Annotated in this window: 8 protein-coding genes; all 8 read left to right on the top strand. The window is 41.1% G+C overall.

Features of this window, described 5'->3' with window-relative positions; translation table 11 throughout:
• The first annotated feature begins 3 nt into the window (after positions 1-3).
• The 8 genes from B9A58_RS04020 to B9A58_RS03985 all read left to right on the top strand — a co-directional run bounded on the left by B9A58_RS04020 (position 4) and on the right by B9A58_RS03985 (position 19,362).
• Positions 4-378, top strand: coding sequence for a cupin domain-containing protein (locus B9A58_RS04020; protein WP_084371130.1), 375 nt, complete (start codon positions 4-6; stop codon positions 376-378).
• Positions 379-389: 11 nt separating this feature from the next.
• The gene (locus tag B9A58_RS04015; RefSeq protein WP_084371129.1) at positions 390-1,691 is read left to right on the top strand and encodes an MFS transporter; all 1,302 of its coding nucleotides are present in this window, start codon (positions 390-392) and stop codon (positions 1,689-1,691) included.
• A 378-nt stretch (positions 1,692-2,069) separates the two neighbouring features.
• A complete protein-coding gene (locus B9A58_RS04010) occupies positions 2,070-2,828 on the top strand; it encodes an SDR family NAD(P)-dependent oxidoreductase (protein ID WP_084371128.1) in 759 nt (252 codons plus the stop codon).
• 32 nt (positions 2,829-2,860) lie between these two features.
• The gene (locus B9A58_RS04005; protein ID WP_084371127.1) at positions 2,861-3,778 is read left to right on the top strand and encodes a polysaccharide lyase family 7 protein; all 918 of its coding nucleotides are present in this window, start codon (positions 2,861-2,863) and stop codon (positions 3,776-3,778) included.
• A 10-nt stretch (positions 3,779-3,788) separates the two neighbouring features.
• Positions 3,789-4,736 (top strand): polysaccharide lyase family 7 protein, encoded by a 948-nt coding sequence (locus B9A58_RS04000; RefSeq protein ID WP_221407807.1) that lies wholly within the window; start codon positions 3,789-3,791, stop codon positions 4,734-4,736.
• 9 nt (positions 4,737-4,745) lie between these two features.
• The gene (locus tag B9A58_RS03995) at positions 4,746-5,633 is read left to right on the top strand and encodes an alpha/beta hydrolase (protein ID WP_084371125.1); all 888 of its coding nucleotides are present in this window, start codon (positions 4,746-4,748) and stop codon (positions 5,631-5,633) included.
• A gap of 83 nt (positions 5,634-5,716) precedes the next feature.
• Positions 5,717-7,945 (top strand): methyl-accepting chemotaxis protein, encoded by a 2,229-nt coding sequence (locus B9A58_RS03990; protein ID WP_084371124.1) that lies wholly within the window; start codon positions 5,717-5,719, stop codon positions 7,943-7,945.
• Between the two features lie 314 nt (positions 7,946-8,259).
• Positions 8,260-19,362, top strand: coding sequence for a T9SS type A sorting domain-containing protein (locus B9A58_RS03985; RefSeq protein WP_084371123.1), 11,103 nt, complete (start codon positions 8,260-8,262; stop codon positions 19,360-19,362).
• Positions 19,363-19,384: the final 22 nt, after the last annotated feature.

The following is a 19,384-nucleotide window of genomic DNA, read 5'->3' as shown; positions in this document are numbered from 1 at the left end:
ATAATGGAAAGAAATAGCGACAAATACATTATTGCTAGCGAAATAGAATGGGAAGAGTTAGGAGGGGGAGTTTCTCGAAAGATTTTAGGTTACGACAACCAAATCATGATGGTGCAAGTGAAATTTGAGAAAGGGGCACTTGGGTCGCCACATCATCACTTTCATACACAAGCTACTTATTGTGCATCAGGAAAATTTGAGTTCACTGTAGGAGGTGAAAAGAGAGAAGTCACTGGAGGCGATGGCATTTATATAGAGCCCAATGTTTTGCACAGTGCAGTGTGTTTGGAAGCAGGCATCTTGATAGACGTATTCAGCCCTATTCGAGAAGATTTTATGGATGGATCAGGTGTATCCTATTTTGGAGATAAAGAATAAATAATAAGGATATGAAGATAAAAGGACTGAGATGGTGGGTGATAGGCCTGATTGCTTTGGCTACAATTATAAACTATATAGATAGACAATCTTTGACAGTTTTATGGCCTCAAATGTCTGCGGAATTGTACCCTGATAAATCGAATGAAGAAAGAAAGGAAATCTACGCGATGATCTCAATCATCTTTGTTTTTTCCTATGCATTTGGTCAGGCGATTTTCGGTAAAATATTTGACTGGATAGGTACTCGTCTTGGATTTGCGTTATCTATTGGTGTTTGGTCTATATCTACAGCTTTACATGCCTTGGCTACGTCATTTGCAAGTTTTGCCATTTTTCGGTCTATGCTGGGAATAGCCGAAGCTGGCAACTGGCCAGGAGCTGCCAAGGGAAATGCCGAATGGTTTCCTACCAATGAAAGGGCTTTTGCTCAAGGTTTGTTTAATTCAGGTGCTGCTATTGGTGGAATCATTTCAATCCCTATGATTGCATTTTTGACAGTTTATTTCAGTTGGCAAATGATCTTTATCATTGTCGGAATAGTGGGTTTATTATGGCTTCTGCCTTGGTTGTTTTTGGTGAAGTCACCACCAAAAAACCACCCTTGGATTACAGACGAAGAAAGAGCATATATCTTATCTGGACAAAAAAATACAGAGGCTGGAGATGAAGAAGTTTCAGAGGAAGATTATAACCCTGATACATTAGAGCTACTGTCTCACAAGCAAAGTTGGGGTGTGATTTTATCATCTGCTGCAATAGATCCCATTTGGTGGTTATTCATTTTTTGGATTCCTATCTATTTGTCTGAGGTCTATGGTATGAATGTTCAAGGCATTGGTATTTATGGATGGGTACCTTATGTAGGTGCTATGCTTGGTGCCTGGTTTGGTGGGCTATTCGCTCAAAACAGAATGAAAGCAGGATGGTCAGTAAACAGAACAAGAAAAACAGTGATCACACTGGGTTGCCTGATCATGTTACCAGCCCTGTTGGCTATGGCCAATCCAGGAGCACCAGTGATTGCCGTATTAATTATGGCAGTTATACTTTTTGGTTTTCAGACGGCAATCGGCAATGTTCAAACTTTACCCAGTGATTTTTTCAGTGGGAAAACGGTAGGTACATTATCTGGATTTGCCGGAATGGCTGCCAAGCTTGGAGCAGTAGGCCTGACAGCCTTGGTGCCTTATTTGACAAGAGGAGGAAATTATACCCCTGCGTTTATTATTGGGGCGGGATTAGCAATCACAGCCCTGGCCAGTGTTTGGTTTTTATGTGGAAAAGTAGAGCCTATAAGGGCTCAAAAATAAACCTGTAAACAGGTTGAAATAATATTAAAAGATGAAGCAGTCTGAGACGCAGTCTGCAATTGTACTGGAGAATTAATTATGGGTTCATCATCATGAAGCTCTGGCCAAAAGGCTTCAAGATGATGAGCAAGTGAGTATTAATTCTTGGAGAATCTCTTACCAATTTTTTTAGAGGGATTCGAGTCACATAGATTGGTTTATTTGGATTGATTTTTTCAATTCAGTCAGAATGAAGATTAATGTTTTGCTGGTCTTCTATTTCTGAACCAGTTTATTCAAAGCATTCTACTTGTACCCTGGGCATGGTGTCTGCCCTCTTTTGGGAGAAGGTTAAGCCCGCAATTAAATTAGAATAACGGAATTTTAAATAAAAATATCATGGTGAAAGATAAAGTAGCGGTCATTACAGGAGCTACAGGAGGAATTGGATTTGCAGTAGCAAAACGATTAGGTAAAGATGGATACATTGTCGTATTAAACGGTATCGAGGATGACAAAGGAGCAGAAAGCGTAAAGAAGCTCGGGGCCGAAGGAATTACTGCAGAATATTTTGGGTTTGATGTAACATGCGACCAATGCGTCACAGACAACATTACCAAAATAGGTGAGAAATATGGTAAAATCGATTTGCTTGTAAATAATGCAGGTGGTCTGGGTGGCAGATCTAGATTTGAAGAGATGACAACTGAGTTTTACAGATTTGTTATGGCTTTAAACCTTGATTCAGTATTTTTTGCTTCTAGAGCTGCTATTCCTTTTCTTAAGAAGGGTGAAAATGCATCTATTATCAATTATACCTCTAATGCTGGCTGGAATGCAGGTGGCCCAGGTGCTGGAATTTATGGTACATCTAAAGCGGGTGTTCATGCGATTACAAGAGCATTAGCAAAGGACTTAGCTGAATACGGAATTAGAGTAAATGCAGTGTCTCCGGGTACTATAGATACACCATTCCATGCTCAGATCAAGGAAACAAAGCCTGAAGTATTTGCTTCTTGGAAAAACAATATTTTGTTAGGCAGAATAGGAGAGCCTGAAGAAGTTGCATCTGTGGTATCCTTCTTGGGAAGCAAGGATGCTTCTTTCATTACAGCTGAAACCATCCAAATAGGAGGTGGTCAGGCTCTAGGTATTTAAGCGTTGAAATTAGGTGACTTAAAAGCTGTTAAATGCAGAATCATATAAAATTTAAACACTCAGGGCTTTTGGCCCTGGGTGTGGTTTTTACTCTGGTATTTTTAGTACTTACCAGGTCAAGTGTTTGTGGTCAGACCAGGGATGATTACAACCTTCCTAATATTGACCTTTCGCACTGGAAAGTCACTTTGCCTATTGGTAAGCCAGTAGAAGTTAGCCCTCCAGAAATTCTGGATTATGCAAATAATGAGGTGGTAAAGCCTTACATGTATAATGACTCTACAGACGGCAGTTTGGTATTTTATGCTATACCAGGTGCCACCACAAGCAATACAAAATATTCAAGATCAGAACTTCGTGAGCAAATGACCCCTGGCAGTAACAGCGTCAACTGGACTTTTGAGCAAGGGGGTAGAATGAAAGGTACTTTGGCCGTTTCCGAAATTTCTAAACAAGCAAACGGAAAATTTGACCGCACCATTATCATGCAGATTCACGGACGATTGTCTAATCAACAAAAGGAGTTGATCGGCCAGAAAGACAACAATGCGCCACCCATTTTGAAAATCTATTGGCACAATGGATATGTAAGAGTAAAAACTAAAGTGCTTAAAGATATCAATGGTGCTGGCAAGCAAATCTTAGGCAAAGAAGCATGGGGTGATGATAAGGGGTACAATTTCCCAGAATACGTTGGGAATAAGCCGTTTACGCTGGAAGTAATTGTAACCAAAGGAAGAATGGAAGTGATCCTTAATGAAAAAACTTCTAAAGTGTATCAAAGCATTCACATGCGCAAATGGGGAATATTTGAAAACTATTTTAAAGCAGGCAATTACTTGCAGTCCAAAGACCCAAGTGCTTTCGCAAAAGTCAAATATTATGCTTTAGAAGTTGATCACAGCGAAGTTAATGTCGCTGAAAAGACGAAAAAGAGAAAGAAAGATTAAAATGTCAATAATGGTAAGAAGAACGTGTGTAGCAGGGATAAGAGCATTGATTTTAATGTTATCAATGGTGATCATTTTCAGTTGTGGATCAGATGATACCACAGATTTTATGAAAGACGAGATGGAAGAAGAAATGGAAGAGGAGCAAGAAGAAGAAGAAGAGGAAGAAGAGGAAGGTGGAAAAGTTGAAGGTGTTGATTTCTTTTTACCAAACATTGATCTTAATAACTGGAAGGTCACACTCCCCATTGGAAATCCTACGGAAGTAGAGCCACCAGAAATTTTGGACTATGCCACCAATGAAACATTGCTGCCTTTCATGTACAATGATTCGACTGACGGAAGCCTGGTTTTTTATACCTACCCAGGAGCTACTACAAATAATACCAAGTATTCAAGAACTGAGTTGCGAGAGCAAATGGTCTCAGGTAGTAATAGTACCAATTGGACTTTTGCGGAAGGAGCCTATATGAAAGGTACACTGGCTATGGGTGATATATCTAAAGACACAGATGGCGATTATCACGGGACTATCATCATGCAGATTCATGGACGTCTGACCAATGAACAGCGTGACTTAATAGGTGAAGATGACAACAACGCACCTCCAGTTCTCAAAATCTATTGGAGGGATGGGTATGTGCGCGTGCATACCAAATATCTCAAAGACTTGGACGCCACAGATACTGAAGCACTGCACACAGATGCCTGGGGTGATTATACAGGTATCAACTTCGACCAAAAAGTAGATTTTGACCCATTCACCCTTGAGGTGAAAGTTTCAGAAGGAAGAATGGAGATTACGCTCAATGAAGATCAAACCATGATTTATGACGATATCCACATGGAACGCTGGGGCATATTTGAAAATTATTTTAAAGCAGGAAATTATCTGAACACATTAGATGACGGGGCTTTCGCCAAAGTCAAATATTATGAACTGGAGGTCAGTCATTAATTTCCAAAAATGAAAAGCATTAAAAATCTCCTACTGACGGTTGGCCTCATCAAGATTTGGTGTGGGCTGGCCGTTTCTTTATATGCCCAGGAGATAAACTATGCACCAGTAAATATTCCAGACCATTACACAAAAAGTATAGATATCATCTATAAGCAGGTAGATAGCTGGCAGGGTAGACTGGATCTTTACTATCCAATGGATACCACAGTTTTGCATCCATTGGTGATCAATATACATGGTGGTGGCTGGAGCCATGGCGTGAAAGAGTCTCAGCGAGGATTTGTATCATTTTTCAAAAATAATTTTGTAGTAGCCAACGTAGAGTATAGACTCGAAAACCAAACGAAGGCACCAGCAGCCATTGAGGACGTCAGGTGTGCACTTATTTATCTACTCAACCAGGTTCAGTATTATGGAATTGATTCTGATAAAATAGTATTGATGGGAGGTTCGGCAGGAGGCCATTTGGCATTGATGGCTGGTTTGTTAAACAACAACAGGTTGTTTGATGTGGACTGTTCTTATGATAAAGAAATTCAAATTTTGGCCATCATTGATAAATATGGGGTGACGGATTTAGAACCTGTCCGGCAATGGGGCTCCGCGAAGAAATGGCTAGGTACTCAAGTAAATGATCTGCCATTTGTTAAATCCGTGTCACCCATAAATTATGTAAATAGTGGCAGCCCAGCAATATTCATTGCGCATGGTGATGCAGATCCTATTGTACCCTATGACCAATCTGTTCAGTTGCGCCAAAGACTTCAATCAGTAGGTGTCAAAAGTGAATTCATTACCGTGAAGGGAGGATTGCATGGGAAATTTCCAAAGGAAGAAAAGTCTAAAATTAATAAAAAACTATGGGTCTTTTTAGAGACTCTTGGTGCAATCTGATTCTAGCTGGTTTAGCCAGCCTATTACCAGCCTGAGTATAATCTAACCTATTGATTAATTGTACATTTAAACAATAGCAGAAGATGGAAAGTTTCGAGATGATTTTAATGGCCTGCCAAATTGGGCTATTTGCTGGTATTTATATGCTGGCTCAAGTGAATTTTATTTCAGTACTGAATAAAATAATGATGGGGTGCACAGCTTTCGCACTCTCTATTGGATTAAGTGCTTATCTGTTTGGTGTCAGCACGCAGCCTTTTTATTGGATGATATTTATGGCTGCTGGACTAGGTCTACAGATTGTCATGCTGTATTCATTTTTTACCGAACCCATCATTCGACTGAAAAGGATCATTGTCAACTGGGCGGATAATAGCGATCACTTGGTCGAAAAGAAAAGCTACAATGAAAAGGACGAATTCGACTTTATAGAAAAGGAACTCAATGGGTTGTTCAATAATCGGCGAATGACACTTCAACTGGCCAAGGATATGGCTGCAGGTAATTTGAATACTACATTTGATGAGTCAGCTGAAACAGATGCTTTGAGCCTATCCATTTTGCAACTCAGAAGCACACTGCAAGACTTCATCGCCGAAACGCAAACTGTAGTGAGTCAGGCTGCCAGGGAGGGAGACCTCAATGCTCAGATGGTTACTGAAAATAAAAATGGAGCCTGGGAAGAACTTAGCACTGGCATCAATGAAATGGTAAATTCTTTCTCCAGCCCACTGGGAAGAATCAATGTAATTATTCGCGCTTTGGCTAATGGAGATTTGTCTCCCAGGTATTCCGCACAGGAAAAAGGTGATATTTATAGAATGGCCGAAAATTTAAACTTGGCTCTGGAAAATTTGGATGGGCTTATGGCGCAAATTCAATTGAATACAAATATCATAGACGAGTCTGCCGAGGAGATGAAGGTGTCCAGCCAAGAGATGAATACCAATACAGTAGAGATCGCCTCAGCCATTGGACAGATGAGTAATGGAGCCCAGGCTCAACTCCAAAAAATTGAAGAAGCCTCAAATTTGATAGAAGGTATTCTGGCTTCAGCAGATGAAATGGGAAAGAAATCAGGAGAGATCAATTCAGCCGCCAAAGAAGGAGTGGCAAGCAGTGAAAAGGGATTGGAAAGAATCAATCAAGTGGTAAGTGGAATGAAAGAAATTGGTGGTTTCAGTGAAGCTACTAGCGATACCATGCGGGTTTTGACAGACCAGTCAGGAGAGATTTCCATTGCCTTAAAAGTAATTACAGAGATTGCGGCACAGACCAACCTGTTGGCACTCAATGCTGCCATTGAAGCAGCTCAGGCTGGTGATGCAGGAAGAGGGTTTGCCGTGGTAGCCGATGAAATTAGAAAGTTAGCAGAGGACGCCAAGTCTTCTGCCAAGACCATTGAGGTACTGGTCACAGATGTGCAGTCCGATACAGCCAAAGCAGCCAAAACCATAGGAGCTATGGTCGAAAGTGTGAAAAATGGCGAGAAAAGATCCGTGGAAGCCGCAGAAGCCTTTAATCAAATTAATGATTCTTCAAATAAGACCTTAATGCATTCAGAAGAAATTCTATCTGCTAGCCAAAAGCAGATCAGTGCGATTAACGAGGTTGTGGGGATCACAGAATCTATAGTGGTGATCGCCGAGCAGACAGCAGCAGGAACAGATGAGGTAGCGGCATCAGCTTCAGAATTGTCTTCAGGTATGGAAACCTATCACGAAAAAGTTGAAGGCTTGGCGCATGTGGCCGACTCGCTGAAAGAAGGACTGAGTATGGTGAAAGTATCTGACAGCAGTGTTGAAAATACAGCCATTTTCAAAATGAAGGAAGCCTATGAAAAGGAAAAATATCTGCTTGATGCCTTACTGAATCACATGCCAGATTTGATTTATTTCAAGGATAGAGAATGTAATTTCATCAGAAACAGTATGTCACATGCCAAGCGTTTTGGACTAGATAGTCCGTTGGAATTAGTGGGCAAAAATGACTTTGATTTCTTTGGTGAAAATGCCAGAGAACAGTTCGAAATCGAAAAAAGAATCATGAAGACTTGTGAACCCATACTGAATGAGGTGGAGAAAAAAGTACTCAAGAATGGTGATGTGAGTTACAAGTCAAGTACCAAATTGCCACTTTATGATTTGGACAATCAAGTGGTTGGTATTTTTGGTATCTCACGCGACGTGACTGAAGAGACTTTATCCAAGTTAGAGATGGAAAAAGAAATAGAACTGCTACGCACCTCAGAAAGAAAACTGCTCGAACAACTCGAAGCAGACCATAAAAAAGGACTGAGACAAACGGCGTAGTTCAAAGCTTATCCAGTAGTGATTTCATAAAAAAAAACGCCTAATAGACTATAAAGCTATATACTCAGCAATTGCTTGAGATTAAGTAGGGTAGCTGTATACTTTTTCGTTCTACTAAGTGAAGCGCGTTTTGTACTGTTCTAATATAATATTTGATAATAGTTAGGGTTATATAGTCGAAGAATATAATTTTGTAGCGTTGCAATATTATTTTTTTTAGAACGACTTGCAGCAGTTAGACTTGAGAAGGTGTTGAAAAAAAACTGCTTACACGCAATTTAAGAACTAGTTTTTGGAATTTCAATACGCTACTTATGCTAAGAAAATTACTACCGTCTATTGAGGGATTGACTATGGGTCAATCGCCAATCACCCCTGCGATTAAAAGAAAAAATAGCCCAAAACGATATTATTTATATATTGTTTTATTGCTTTTAATTTGTTTCACTAACGTATTTGGTCAAGCCCCTTCGGGCTCAGCTACATCACTTGTATATGGTGGAGGTACTTCAACATCAATTACTCTGGATAGTTGGACGGCTCCAGCAGGAGGTGCCACAGGATACTTGGTTTTAATTAATGATGCCAACAGTTTCACAGCCCCAAGTGATGGAGATGAACCCACAGCCAATACAGTTTGGGCTGCTGGCGGAGAGCAAGCGGTTTATTTTGGCACTGCGGATAATCCTTCAATCACAGTAACATCCTTAAGCGCATCTACTACCTATTATATCCAGATATATGCTTATAATGATGTATCTACAATAGAGACTTATGAAACCACAGGGTTGAATGACAACACGACAACCTGCCCAGGTGCCCCAGGCGCACAGGCCACCTCATTTGTATTTGGAGGAGGCAGTGCTACCACATTAGACCTGTCCAGTTGGACAGCTCCAGCAGGAGGTGCCACAGGTTATGTGGTTAAAATGAATACAGTAAACAGCTTCACAGCCCCAAGTGATGGAGATGAGCCCACAGCTGCCTTGGCCTATGGAGGAGGAGAACAAGTGGTCTACTTTGGAACTTCAGCCAGTCCAGCAATTACGGTCACAGGCCTGACAGCCTCTACGACCTATTACGTACAGGTATATTCTTATAATGACTGCACAGGCACAGAGACCTATGAAACCACAGGGTTGAACGACAACACGACAACCTGCCCAGGTGCCCCAGGCGCGCAGGCCACCTCATTTGTATTTGGAGGAGGCAGTGCCACCACATTAGACCTGTCCAGTTGGACAGCTCCAGCAGGAGGTGCCACAGGTTATGTGGTTAAAATGAATACAGTAAACAGTTTCACAGCCCCAAGTGATGGAGATGAGCCCACAGCCACCTTGGCCTATGGAGGAGGAGAGCAAGTGGTCTACTTTGGGACTTCAGCCAGTCCAGCAATTACGGTCACAGGCCTGACAGCCTCTACGACCTATTACGTACAGGTATATTCTTATAATGACTGCACAGGCACAGAGACCTATGAAACCACAGGGTTGAATGACAACACGACAACCTGCCCAGGTGCCCCAGGCGCGCAGGCCACCTCATTTGTATTTGGAGGAGGCAGTGCCACCACATTAGACCTGTCCAGTTGGACAGCTCCAGCAGGAGGTGCCACAGGTTATGTGGTTAAAATGAATACAGTAAATAGTTTCACAGCTCCAAGTGATGGAGATGAGCCCACAGCCACCTTGGCCTATGGAGGCGGAGAACAAGTGGTCTACTTTGGAACCTCAGCCAGCCCAGCAATTACGGTCACAGGCCTGACAGCCTCTACGACCTATTACGTACAGGTTTATTCTTATAATGACTGCACAGGCACAGAGACTTATGAAACCACAGGGTTGAATGACAACACAACAACTAATACACTTCCAGTAATCAGTTTGGGAAGTACTTCAGAATCTACTGAGTACAATACAATGCTAACCTTCAATGCGGCCAACGGTAACTTAATCAGTATTGCAGATGGAGATGGTGATAATCAAGACGTGACGATTGTTGTCACGGACGGAGGAGATGTGACTTTGGCTTCTACTATAGGTTTGAATTTTACCACAGGAAATGGAACAAATGATGCAACCGTGCAATTTGATGGTACTTTAGCCAATGTCAATACTGCTTTAGATGGATTAATATTTGCCCCAAATACAGCCACAGCAACGCCCACCATTTCGATATCCACAAATGATGGAGAAGACACAGATGGTCCAGACGTAATAAGTATTGAGATCTCACCAGCAATAGTTTCCACTTCTCTGAGTTCTGGAAACGCATATATAGACATTACTTTTTCAGAAGGTATTTATGATCATACTGGGGCTTCGGCTTCAGACGTATCTGATTGGGATATTAACTTTACTCAAAATGGTGGTACAGCGACCAATGTTACATTAAGTGATATTACCAACAATTCAGACGCTTCACTATCAGGAGGAGAGTCAATTATTCGGTTTGTTTTGAATGTCACAGGTTTACCAGATGGTAATGAGTTTATTTCCATTACACCTAATAGTGGATCAGATGTAGCAGATGATGAGCCTAATTTGATGAGTGCGTCCCAAACGACTGGCAACATTACTTTGAATGCTGTGACACCAGTTACATTTTCTAGTGTAGACGTAGATCAAGGCAACACTTATATAGACATTACTTTTTCAGAAGCGGTAGATCGAGATGCCGGAAGCGGTACGAACCCATTGAGATTGTCTAGTAGTCATGAATTATGGTATAGCTATAATGATGTCAACGGGACTGGAGCCACCATTGGGTCTGTAAGCCTTACAGAAACAGGAGGTGGTGCACTTGGAACTGGAGGATATTCGACTGTGAGATTTAATTTTACTGTCAGTGGTACACCAGATGGAGCCGAGACTATCACATTTGCTCCAAATGATGGAGCAGAAATTTACTCAACCGCCTCAGAAGTTGCGATGGCCTCTACTGAGAACATTGTCGCTAATTTGACAGAAAAAATTCCGCCAACATTTGTAGAGTCATACTTCTTTGATACAAACAATGATGGCGTCATTGATGAAGTAGTGATTGAAATGAATGAAGCCATGGATGAGTCGGTGGCTACCAATGCAGATTTTACTTTATCGACTGGTACGTTGAGTACAAATGCTGTAGATGCAGCTACTGCAAACAATGATTTGGACGCGGCCGATGGTGATGTTTATATCACCTTTATCATTTCAGGATACACACAAGGTACTGCATTAGGAACAACAGATTTACAATATTCAGAATCAGCAGGCACCTTCGTAGACTTAGCGGGAAATGCGCTGTCCGGGAATGTAGATATGTCCGAGGTAGATTTTGCAGCTCCATATCCAAGTTTGAGCCCTAGTGATGAAGGTACAAATCATGGATTGAATGATCCATTAGTATTGACATTTAGCGAAACGGTAAATACCGCAGACCTGGGAGGAAATGAAATATATATAGTTAGAACTGATGTCTTTCCGAACGTAGCAACAGCAATTGATATTTCAGATGCCACCGTCGTTACTTTCTCTTCACCGACATTAACTATTATCCCTGAAGAGCCTTTGATCGGATCTGCCACTTATTCGATTGTAATAGAAGAAGGTTCAATTGTAGATTTGGCGGCAAGCCCCAATGACTTTATTGGATTCAGTACGAATGATGACTGGAATTTTAGTACAGAGGTAGATGCTACTGCTCCAAATTTGACCATTACCAGACAGGATACGGCACTAGGGGACAAAGATGCTGGAACTTCAGATACATCTGTAAGTTTCGATCTCTACTTCAATGAGCCAATAGATGACGGCACTTTTGATGAAATAAATATTACGATTGATATCTCTGATTTAGAAATTGGTGGGGATGCTACCCCATCACAAACATCTGATAATGTAACAGGATCAGTTTCACTTGTGAATATGGGAGACGATCAGAATTATAGTTTTATAATCAACAACATTGCTCATGTAAACAGTGCTGCAGATGGTACGCTGTCAATATCCATTGATGGTGTAGATGATCTAGCTGGAAATACCATTGCAGCTGCTGAAGTTTCTAATGATTTCGTATTTGACCATTTTGCACCAACAGTTACCTCTCTAAGCATGAATGCTGTGGGTACTACAAATACGGCTTATGCCAAAGATGGTGATGAAGTGACTATTGCTGTAGTATTTGATGATGACGTGAATGATACGCCATCCATGTCTGTGAAAACAGGAAATGCTGCAATTAATGATGTCATCGTTTGGGATGATCAGTCTGATGCAGATGCCACGACCTGGACAGCCACTTATGATGTAAGCAGTACAGATACAGATGGTACTTTACAATACACACTGGATTTTGCTGACGACGCTGGCAATACAGCTGCTACTTTAGTACGTGCTGTTGGTCAATCAGCAGGGGCTGATGATGCTACCACTTTAACTGTAGATAAAACTGATCCGGAAATCACCAGCATCATTCGATTGACTCCAACAGATGAAAGAACAAATGATGATCCTGTCATCTTCAGAGTCACATTTAATGAAGAGGTTGAAAATGTAAGTGCAGATGGGACTGATTTTGATGTGTCTGGTGCAGCAACTACAGGAACAATTACTGTCGTTACACAAACTGCCAATACAGTCTTTGATGTAAGCGTTGCTGGAGTAGCTGGCGATGGATTATTGGACTTGGACATTGATGGAAGTGCTGATATACTAGATTTGGCTGATAACAATTTGGGAACGATCAATATCGAAGAAACTTATACCATTGATAATACTGAACCTTCTTTCAATGCTTCAACTGCAACAGCTGTAGATAATGTAATTGACCTGAATGTGAATTTGGACGAGGCAGGAAAAGTTCACTATTTAATTGTAAAAAGAGATGCAGATGGAATACAAAGTAATACACCTACTGTTGCAGACGTGACCAATCAAGATGGTGCATACTCTACTGGGGCAGGAGGAACCTATAGTGCTGACGGAGAAATCACAGTGCCCTCAGCATCCATAGACTACAATGTGGAAGAGACGTTAGACCCCAATGCTGTCTATGACATTTATTTGGTTCAAGAAGATGAATCGCTTGGTAATCAATCACTGACAGTGACTGAAGTCACAGCCATCCAAACTGGGGGAGTATTAATTACGGCTCCAACAGAAGCTGGTATTTGTTTGGAAGGAGACGCTATTGTTTTAGGTGATATCATTCTAGATGAGGTGCTCTCGACTGACTTCTCAGGTTCTACTTCAAATATCACTTTGAGACTAAGTTTGCCGACAGGTTTTGAGTTTAACACGGCAGTAGGCGCTGTGAACCATGCCATTGGAGATATCAATGCATCCAGTTTAGACTATATATCTAATGAAGTGGTGCGGGTTACTTTCAGTATGGAAGATTTGGCAGATGATGAGATTGATCAATTAACGATCAGTGGCCTGGAAATATATGGTGTGGGATCAACCGCATACTCAACAGTAACTATGGAGAGAATAGGAGGTACATCATCACTGTACCAAGCTCAAGAATCAGATGATCCAGTCTTTGCTACACTTTCGAGTATTGCACCTTATGATCAGATGACCATTACATCCACAGACCCTGGGATTCCATATCTTGAGGAAATTACAACCCATGTAGCCAATGGCAATGTTGTCAATGATGAAGTATCCTTATTTATTAACGAAGACATTACAGGAAATTATGGGACTGTTACACCCTTGACAATTTATGCTGAACTCACTTCAGATATAGTGAGAATCTACAGTGATGAAGGTTTAACTACGCAAGTAGGCGGACACTACACGGGGTCAACCACTTACACACCATCATTAACAGATTTCGGAATTAGTGCTGCTAATCTTGGAATCAACAAATTTTGGATTGCCATTGCTAATGCTAGTGGATGTGAGAGCTTAGGGACTTTATATGCTATAGCCATCATCTCAGATTCAAGATCCAATGACGCAACTACCTTGTCAGAATCTGATACTGATGGAGTAGATTTTCAATTGTCCTTACCAGATAGTCACAATGGTGTCTTTGGTGGTGTAGGTCTGTCAGATATAAGTTATGACGATTCTGATAACAATTTGGCAGAAGTCACCTTTATTCCAAGTAACGTGGGTGTGGGGGATTACGAAATTGATTATACGCTAAGTGAAAATGTGGATAATATTTCTGTAACCTACTCAATGGCCATTTCAGTAATTTCTGCCGAATTAGTATTCAACGATTCTGAAGTTTCTTTTTGTGAGGACGAAACAAATATTGAAGTGAACGATGATGATGCAGGTGATTATGATATTGAACCTCCAATCATTGCTAATCATGTGTTTTATGACGTGAAGATATATGAGTTCAAAGATGGGGTCAAAGGTATCAGTGATGTGAGTGCTGGACTTCTCAGCAAATCCGCTATTGTCAACACGGGAGTAGCTGCAACTGATTTGAGTACGGGTTGGATATTTGATCCTAGTGCCACACATGTGGACGATCAGGATACTTTGATTTTTTCATTAGAAATGAGAGATACTTCCAATGACGCATTAACTGAGGTGGCTACGCAGGAAGTGATTATTTACGCTGTTCCAACGGTTACCCTTGACAATGACGAAGACGATACAGATACATTTGACGAATATAATTGTGCTACAGATGATCCTTTTGATATTTATGTGACTATAAATTCAGATCTGGGTGAAAGCACGGAAGTGATATCTCAAGGGTACACTTTGATTCAAGATGTAGATGAAGATGGATTTGGGGATGCAGATGATATTACTACTGTTTTTGTAAATACCGTGACTTCTTTTGATCCCTCTGATCCTCATGGAGATGCCTCTAATGCGACTGGACTTTTCAGAATTTCCTACACTACAGAGGGTATTTCAGATGCGGGTTGCGCCAACACAGCAACAGTAGACTTCCAAGTTTTTCCTCAACCAGCCAGGCCAACATTATCTGGACTTACAGGTATAGGTGGATTAGATGGTGGTGGTGATTATTATCTATTAGAATATGGTGCTGGTACTACAGTCGCAGACTTGATCTCTTCTGTAAATGATTCTGTGAGTTGGTATTCAAATTCAGAAAAATCTGTTAAAATAGAAGTGGCTGACCTATCAGGAGGTGAAACAATAACAGCTGAAGAGTTGTATGGCACTTCAACGCCAAGTGGAGGAACATCTAAGACATTTTATTTTACAGACTGGACGAATTTAGGACTTGATCCTGATGAAGAATTTATTGGTTGTGAATCTGATGTAAGAGAAGTGAATGCAGTTGTTTATTCAAAGCCCAATGCAGCAGATATTGATCTTACAGGCCCCTTTAATGGTTCCGTGACGGAGATAGGAACCAACAGGTATATTTTTGAATACTGTAATGGTCAGACGTTAGATGATATTGATTTGACCAATGATATCAGCGATGTTAGATCCTACTTTTTCTTGCTGAATGAAGATCAAGATGATAGCACCAGATTTTCGACAAATACAGTAAGTGCATCCGATTTTGGATATGCAGGAACAGCTGATACAGATACAACAATTTTTATAGTTCATGTCCAAAATGATAGCACATATACAGCAAGTGGAACGGCCGAATTTGCTGGCGTCTATAGTGATACGACAGAGGTAACTTTCATTTTGCACAGTATTCCTGCACAGCCTGTAATTGCCAATTTCTCTGATATTGGAGACGACAATACTTATAAATTCTGTAGTGGAGCTACATTAGATGAGATAGAAACACCCAACCTAACTGGCTATGTCTATGAATGGGCCAATGATGATGGAGGTGGAAACGCAGACGATGGTAGTATTATTTCTACAAGTACCTCTGACAACAGTAGAGCAACAAGGGCAGAGTTGGGATACTCTTCTACTTTCTCTATAACAGGAAACAAAGAGGTAAACACCTACCATGTCAGGAACTATATAGGAACAAATGACGAATCTGGATTCGTAGGTTGTCCTTCAGCTAATTGGACAGCTGTAGAGGTCACTGTTTATCCCCAACCTGATGCCCCCTTTAACTCAGGCGCATTTAGTAGCAATGGTACTACTGGACCTGATACTTATGAGTATTGCCAAGAGCAAGATATAAGTGCGGAAAACTTTGATTTAGATAATGTGGCGACCAGTGCAGACGGTGACACAGAATATAAATGGTATTCGTCCAACCCAGACGGTTTATCATTGACACCCTTCTTTGAGTCTACTACATCTACAGTTTCATTCACCACTATACAAAACCGAACGGATGTAGACATAGATGTGGATGCAACAACCAGAATATATGTAACTCAGCTTACTGATGCACTTTGTGAAAGTAATTCGTTGCCAGTGGATGTGATCATCAATAGAATTCCAGATGTAGATATTGTAGACTTTGGAACCAGCTCTTTTACAGATGCCTATTGTAATGATAACGGTGATGTGATCCTTCAAGGGCAAGTAGATGGTGCAGACTATACAGGTTCGGATGACTCTTGGTCAATAGATACAGGAGGGTTAACGGAAGTGTCAAACCTAGGTGAGTTTCATTCCAATGCTGCTGCTACTGCTGCTGGAGAAGTAACTACTCAAGGATCAGCTACTGACCATAACGTTACTTACTCCTTTACCATTAGTGCTACTTCATGTTCAAACGCTGTGACAAAGACGATTACGGTAAATCCATTGCCTGTTGTAGAATTTAATAGTTCCAACTCGGATTTGGATGATACGGCCTATGATGGTACGTTACGAATATGTGAGGATGAAGAGGCCATCGAGTTGACAGCTGATGTTGATGGAAATGGCAGTGGTAGTTTCTTTGTAAACGGATCAACGCTGACCACAAACACAAATTTAGAAGCTACATTCTCTGTAGCGGATTTTGGTGAAGACATAGTAGCAGGTCAGGTGAGTGGAGATTTTGTTGTGTCATTCGAATATTCTGACGAAAATGGTTGTGAATACCAGGTGGAAAAAACAATAAAAATAGATGATGTGCCAGAAATCAGTTTTGATATTATTGGAGGTTGTGAATCACCTGCAGTCGTGTTCGAATCAGAACTGGTAGATCCAGCTAATTCGCCGTATAATTTAAGTGATTTAAGCTTTTCCTGGGCTTTCTTTGATTCCAGTGGAGGAGACGAAGGTACGGATTCAGGACAAGATGTAGCGAAAACATTCGTGGTACCTGAAGGGCAGGACGAAGAGGTGTTTGAGGCTTATGTAATTGCTACAACCACATCCGCGGTCACTACCATTGTTGGTGGATGTAGTACGGCAGATGATGCACTGACAAGACAAGAAGTCCCTGTACTTATAAGCCCAACTGTTGCTTTTGTATGGGATACCGTAACGGTAAATGAGCAAACTTCCTTTTATGTAAATGAAGTGCTTTTGGGCAGTGACAAAATTGACAGTATTGCATTGGTTTTTTATCATGGGGCAGACACTCTTTGGTATGACGTGCCACAAGCCAGTGAGATAGCAGCAGGTGAAACTTCTGAGGCTGAAATACTAGAGGATGATGAGTTTGCTCCGTTTTATTATACTTATTCCTCGGCTGGAAAGTATGAGGTTTCTGTTCAAATGATTACTGAAAATGAGTGCAATACCACCTTGATTCGTGAAGTTAATATTGTGCCTTCTATAGTGGTAACCTCAGACAATTCATATTATCAAGGGTTTTCTAATGGGACCTTTGACATGGATGCTGATGGTTGGTATAGCGAGACCTTACTTGAAGATGATGTGGTGCTTGTGAGCGAAGATACAGATGCCGCACTGAGGGCTTCTAGCTGGAACTGGGTTGAGTTGAACCCAGGTGATGACACAGAAAAACCTTCCGAATCCGACGATTGGGTGTGGTCCACTACAGCTGTAGATGGTACACACTATTACCAAGATGAAGACTCTTGGTTGTATTCACCTTCCTTTGATCTGAGTGCACTGACTAAACCTATGATGAAATTTAGCGCGATATATGATTTTGAGGATGCCAAAGATGGTGTAGTTGTACAATACTCCATTGACAGGGGTCAAAGATGGCAGGTACTTGGTGGATATTCAGATGGAGAAAGCACAGGGATTGAATGGTACAATTCTGAAAATGTGGGTTCCGATCCAGGGCAGCAACAGTCTGCAGCTAATGATGATGCGGATCAATCTGTGGGTTGGTCAGGCAGTGAAAACAGCGTAGCATGGATAAGCGCCCGACATAGTTTGGATGAAATTGGCTATGACGATGAGGGCAATTCAGATGCGGATAGGTTATCTCATGTCAGGTTCAGATTCGCAATGGCTAGTACCTCTGATACGGACAAATCGGCTAATTATGGTTTTGCTTTTGATGATTTTGAAATATTGGAACGATCGAAAGGGGTAGTTATTGAACAGTTTGTTTCTGTTTCAGAAGATGATATAGATGGAGAAATCAATGTGCCAACAGCTACATTACAAACTTCAATAGACGATATATTGACCACTTCTAATACTAGTGATGATGCTATTATTGTTGCCTATCATACGGATTTGGGATTTGAAGATCCATTTAATGTGACCAATCCAGCAGGGCCTAGTGCTCGATCTATTTATTACCATGTAGACGATGTCACGTCCATATTAAATGGTGATACGGGAGGAACTAGTTCTTCTGCTAAGTCTGGTGATTTGACTTGGGATCAAAGAGATTTAGAGCTTAATGCACTCAAGGATCCAGGTTTTGAAATCATTGTAACTGCCGACCCCACAGCAACGCAATTCGACATCAAGGCTAGCGTAGAGTTCGTGGCAACTGAAAATTTTGAAGCAGGAGAGCAATTTAGAACCTATTTTGTTGTGCTCGAAAACTCAGTCGCAGAATCAATTATAGTGGAAGGCGAAGAGCTGTTTAATCAATTCGATCACGTAGTGAGGAAAGTATTACCTGATGGGTCAGGAGAATACGTAGCGCTTGAAAGTGTGTTGATCGCTGGAGAGTCTCTGCCAGTTGGCTCAGATAATTTGATGCACATAGATTGGGAATTGAGCAATATTGACGAGGATGCTAACCTGTCGGCAGTTATTATTATTCAAAACAATACGACAAAAGAAATTTATCAAGCATTGAGTTTAGATCAGACCAGCGCGGTCATAAGTGGCAAGAACTCTTCATCTATCACAGATGTGGCTGAAGGTCTTCAAGAGCCTTTGAATTTCAAAATGTATCCTAACCCTACTGATCATGAGGTGTTTATCACCTTTGGAAGTAGCCTATCAGAAGATGTGAGTTGGATGCTTTATGACCAGTCGGGAAGAAGTTTTGAATCAGGTAAAGTAATGGCGGGTCAGAAACAACTCCACCTTTCCACCAATCAATTTCCTGCTGGAATCTACTTCTTATCCATGGGTAGTGATAGACAGAAGTTTCAGAACAAAAAGCTTTTGATCAAACACTAAAAATTTACTTAGATAGGATAAG

The sequence above is a fragment of the Reichenbachiella faecimaris genome (assembly GCF_900176375.1).
Lineage (GTDB): Bacteria > Bacteroidota > Bacteroidia > Cytophagales > Cyclobacteriaceae > Reichenbachiella > Reichenbachiella faecimaris.
Note: the sequence above shows the minus strand (reverse complement) of the source record. Positions and strands in the feature narration are given on the sequence as shown.

Bases quoted from the DNA above. Each gene is read 5' to 3' on its own strand.
- B9A58_RS04020 (WP_084371130.1), top strand. From the start codon at position 4: ATGGAAAGAAATAGCGACAAATACATTATTGCTAGCGAAATAGAATGG.
- B9A58_RS04015 (WP_084371129.1), top strand. From the start codon at position 390: ATGAAGATAAAAGGACTGAGATGGTGGGTGATAGGCCTGATTGCTTTG.
- B9A58_RS04010 (WP_084371128.1), top strand. From the start codon at position 2,070: ATGGTGAAAGATAAAGTAGCGGTCATTACAGGAGCTACAGGAGGAATT.
- B9A58_RS04005 (WP_084371127.1), top strand. From the start codon at position 2,861: ATGCAGAATCATATAAAATTTAAACACTCAGGGCTTTTGGCCCTGGGT.
- B9A58_RS04000 (WP_221407807.1), top strand. From the start codon at position 3,789: ATGGTAAGAAGAACGTGTGTAGCAGGGATAAGAGCATTGATTTTAATG.
- B9A58_RS03995 (WP_084371125.1), top strand. From the start codon at position 4,746: ATGAAAAGCATTAAAAATCTCCTACTGACGGTTGGCCTCATCAAGATT.
- B9A58_RS03990 (WP_084371124.1), top strand. From the start codon at position 5,717: ATGGAAAGTTTCGAGATGATTTTAATGGCCTGCCAAATTGGGCTATTT.
- B9A58_RS03985 (WP_084371123.1), top strand. From the start codon at position 8,260: ATGCTAAGAAAATTACTACCGTCTATTGAGGGATTGACTATGGGTCAA.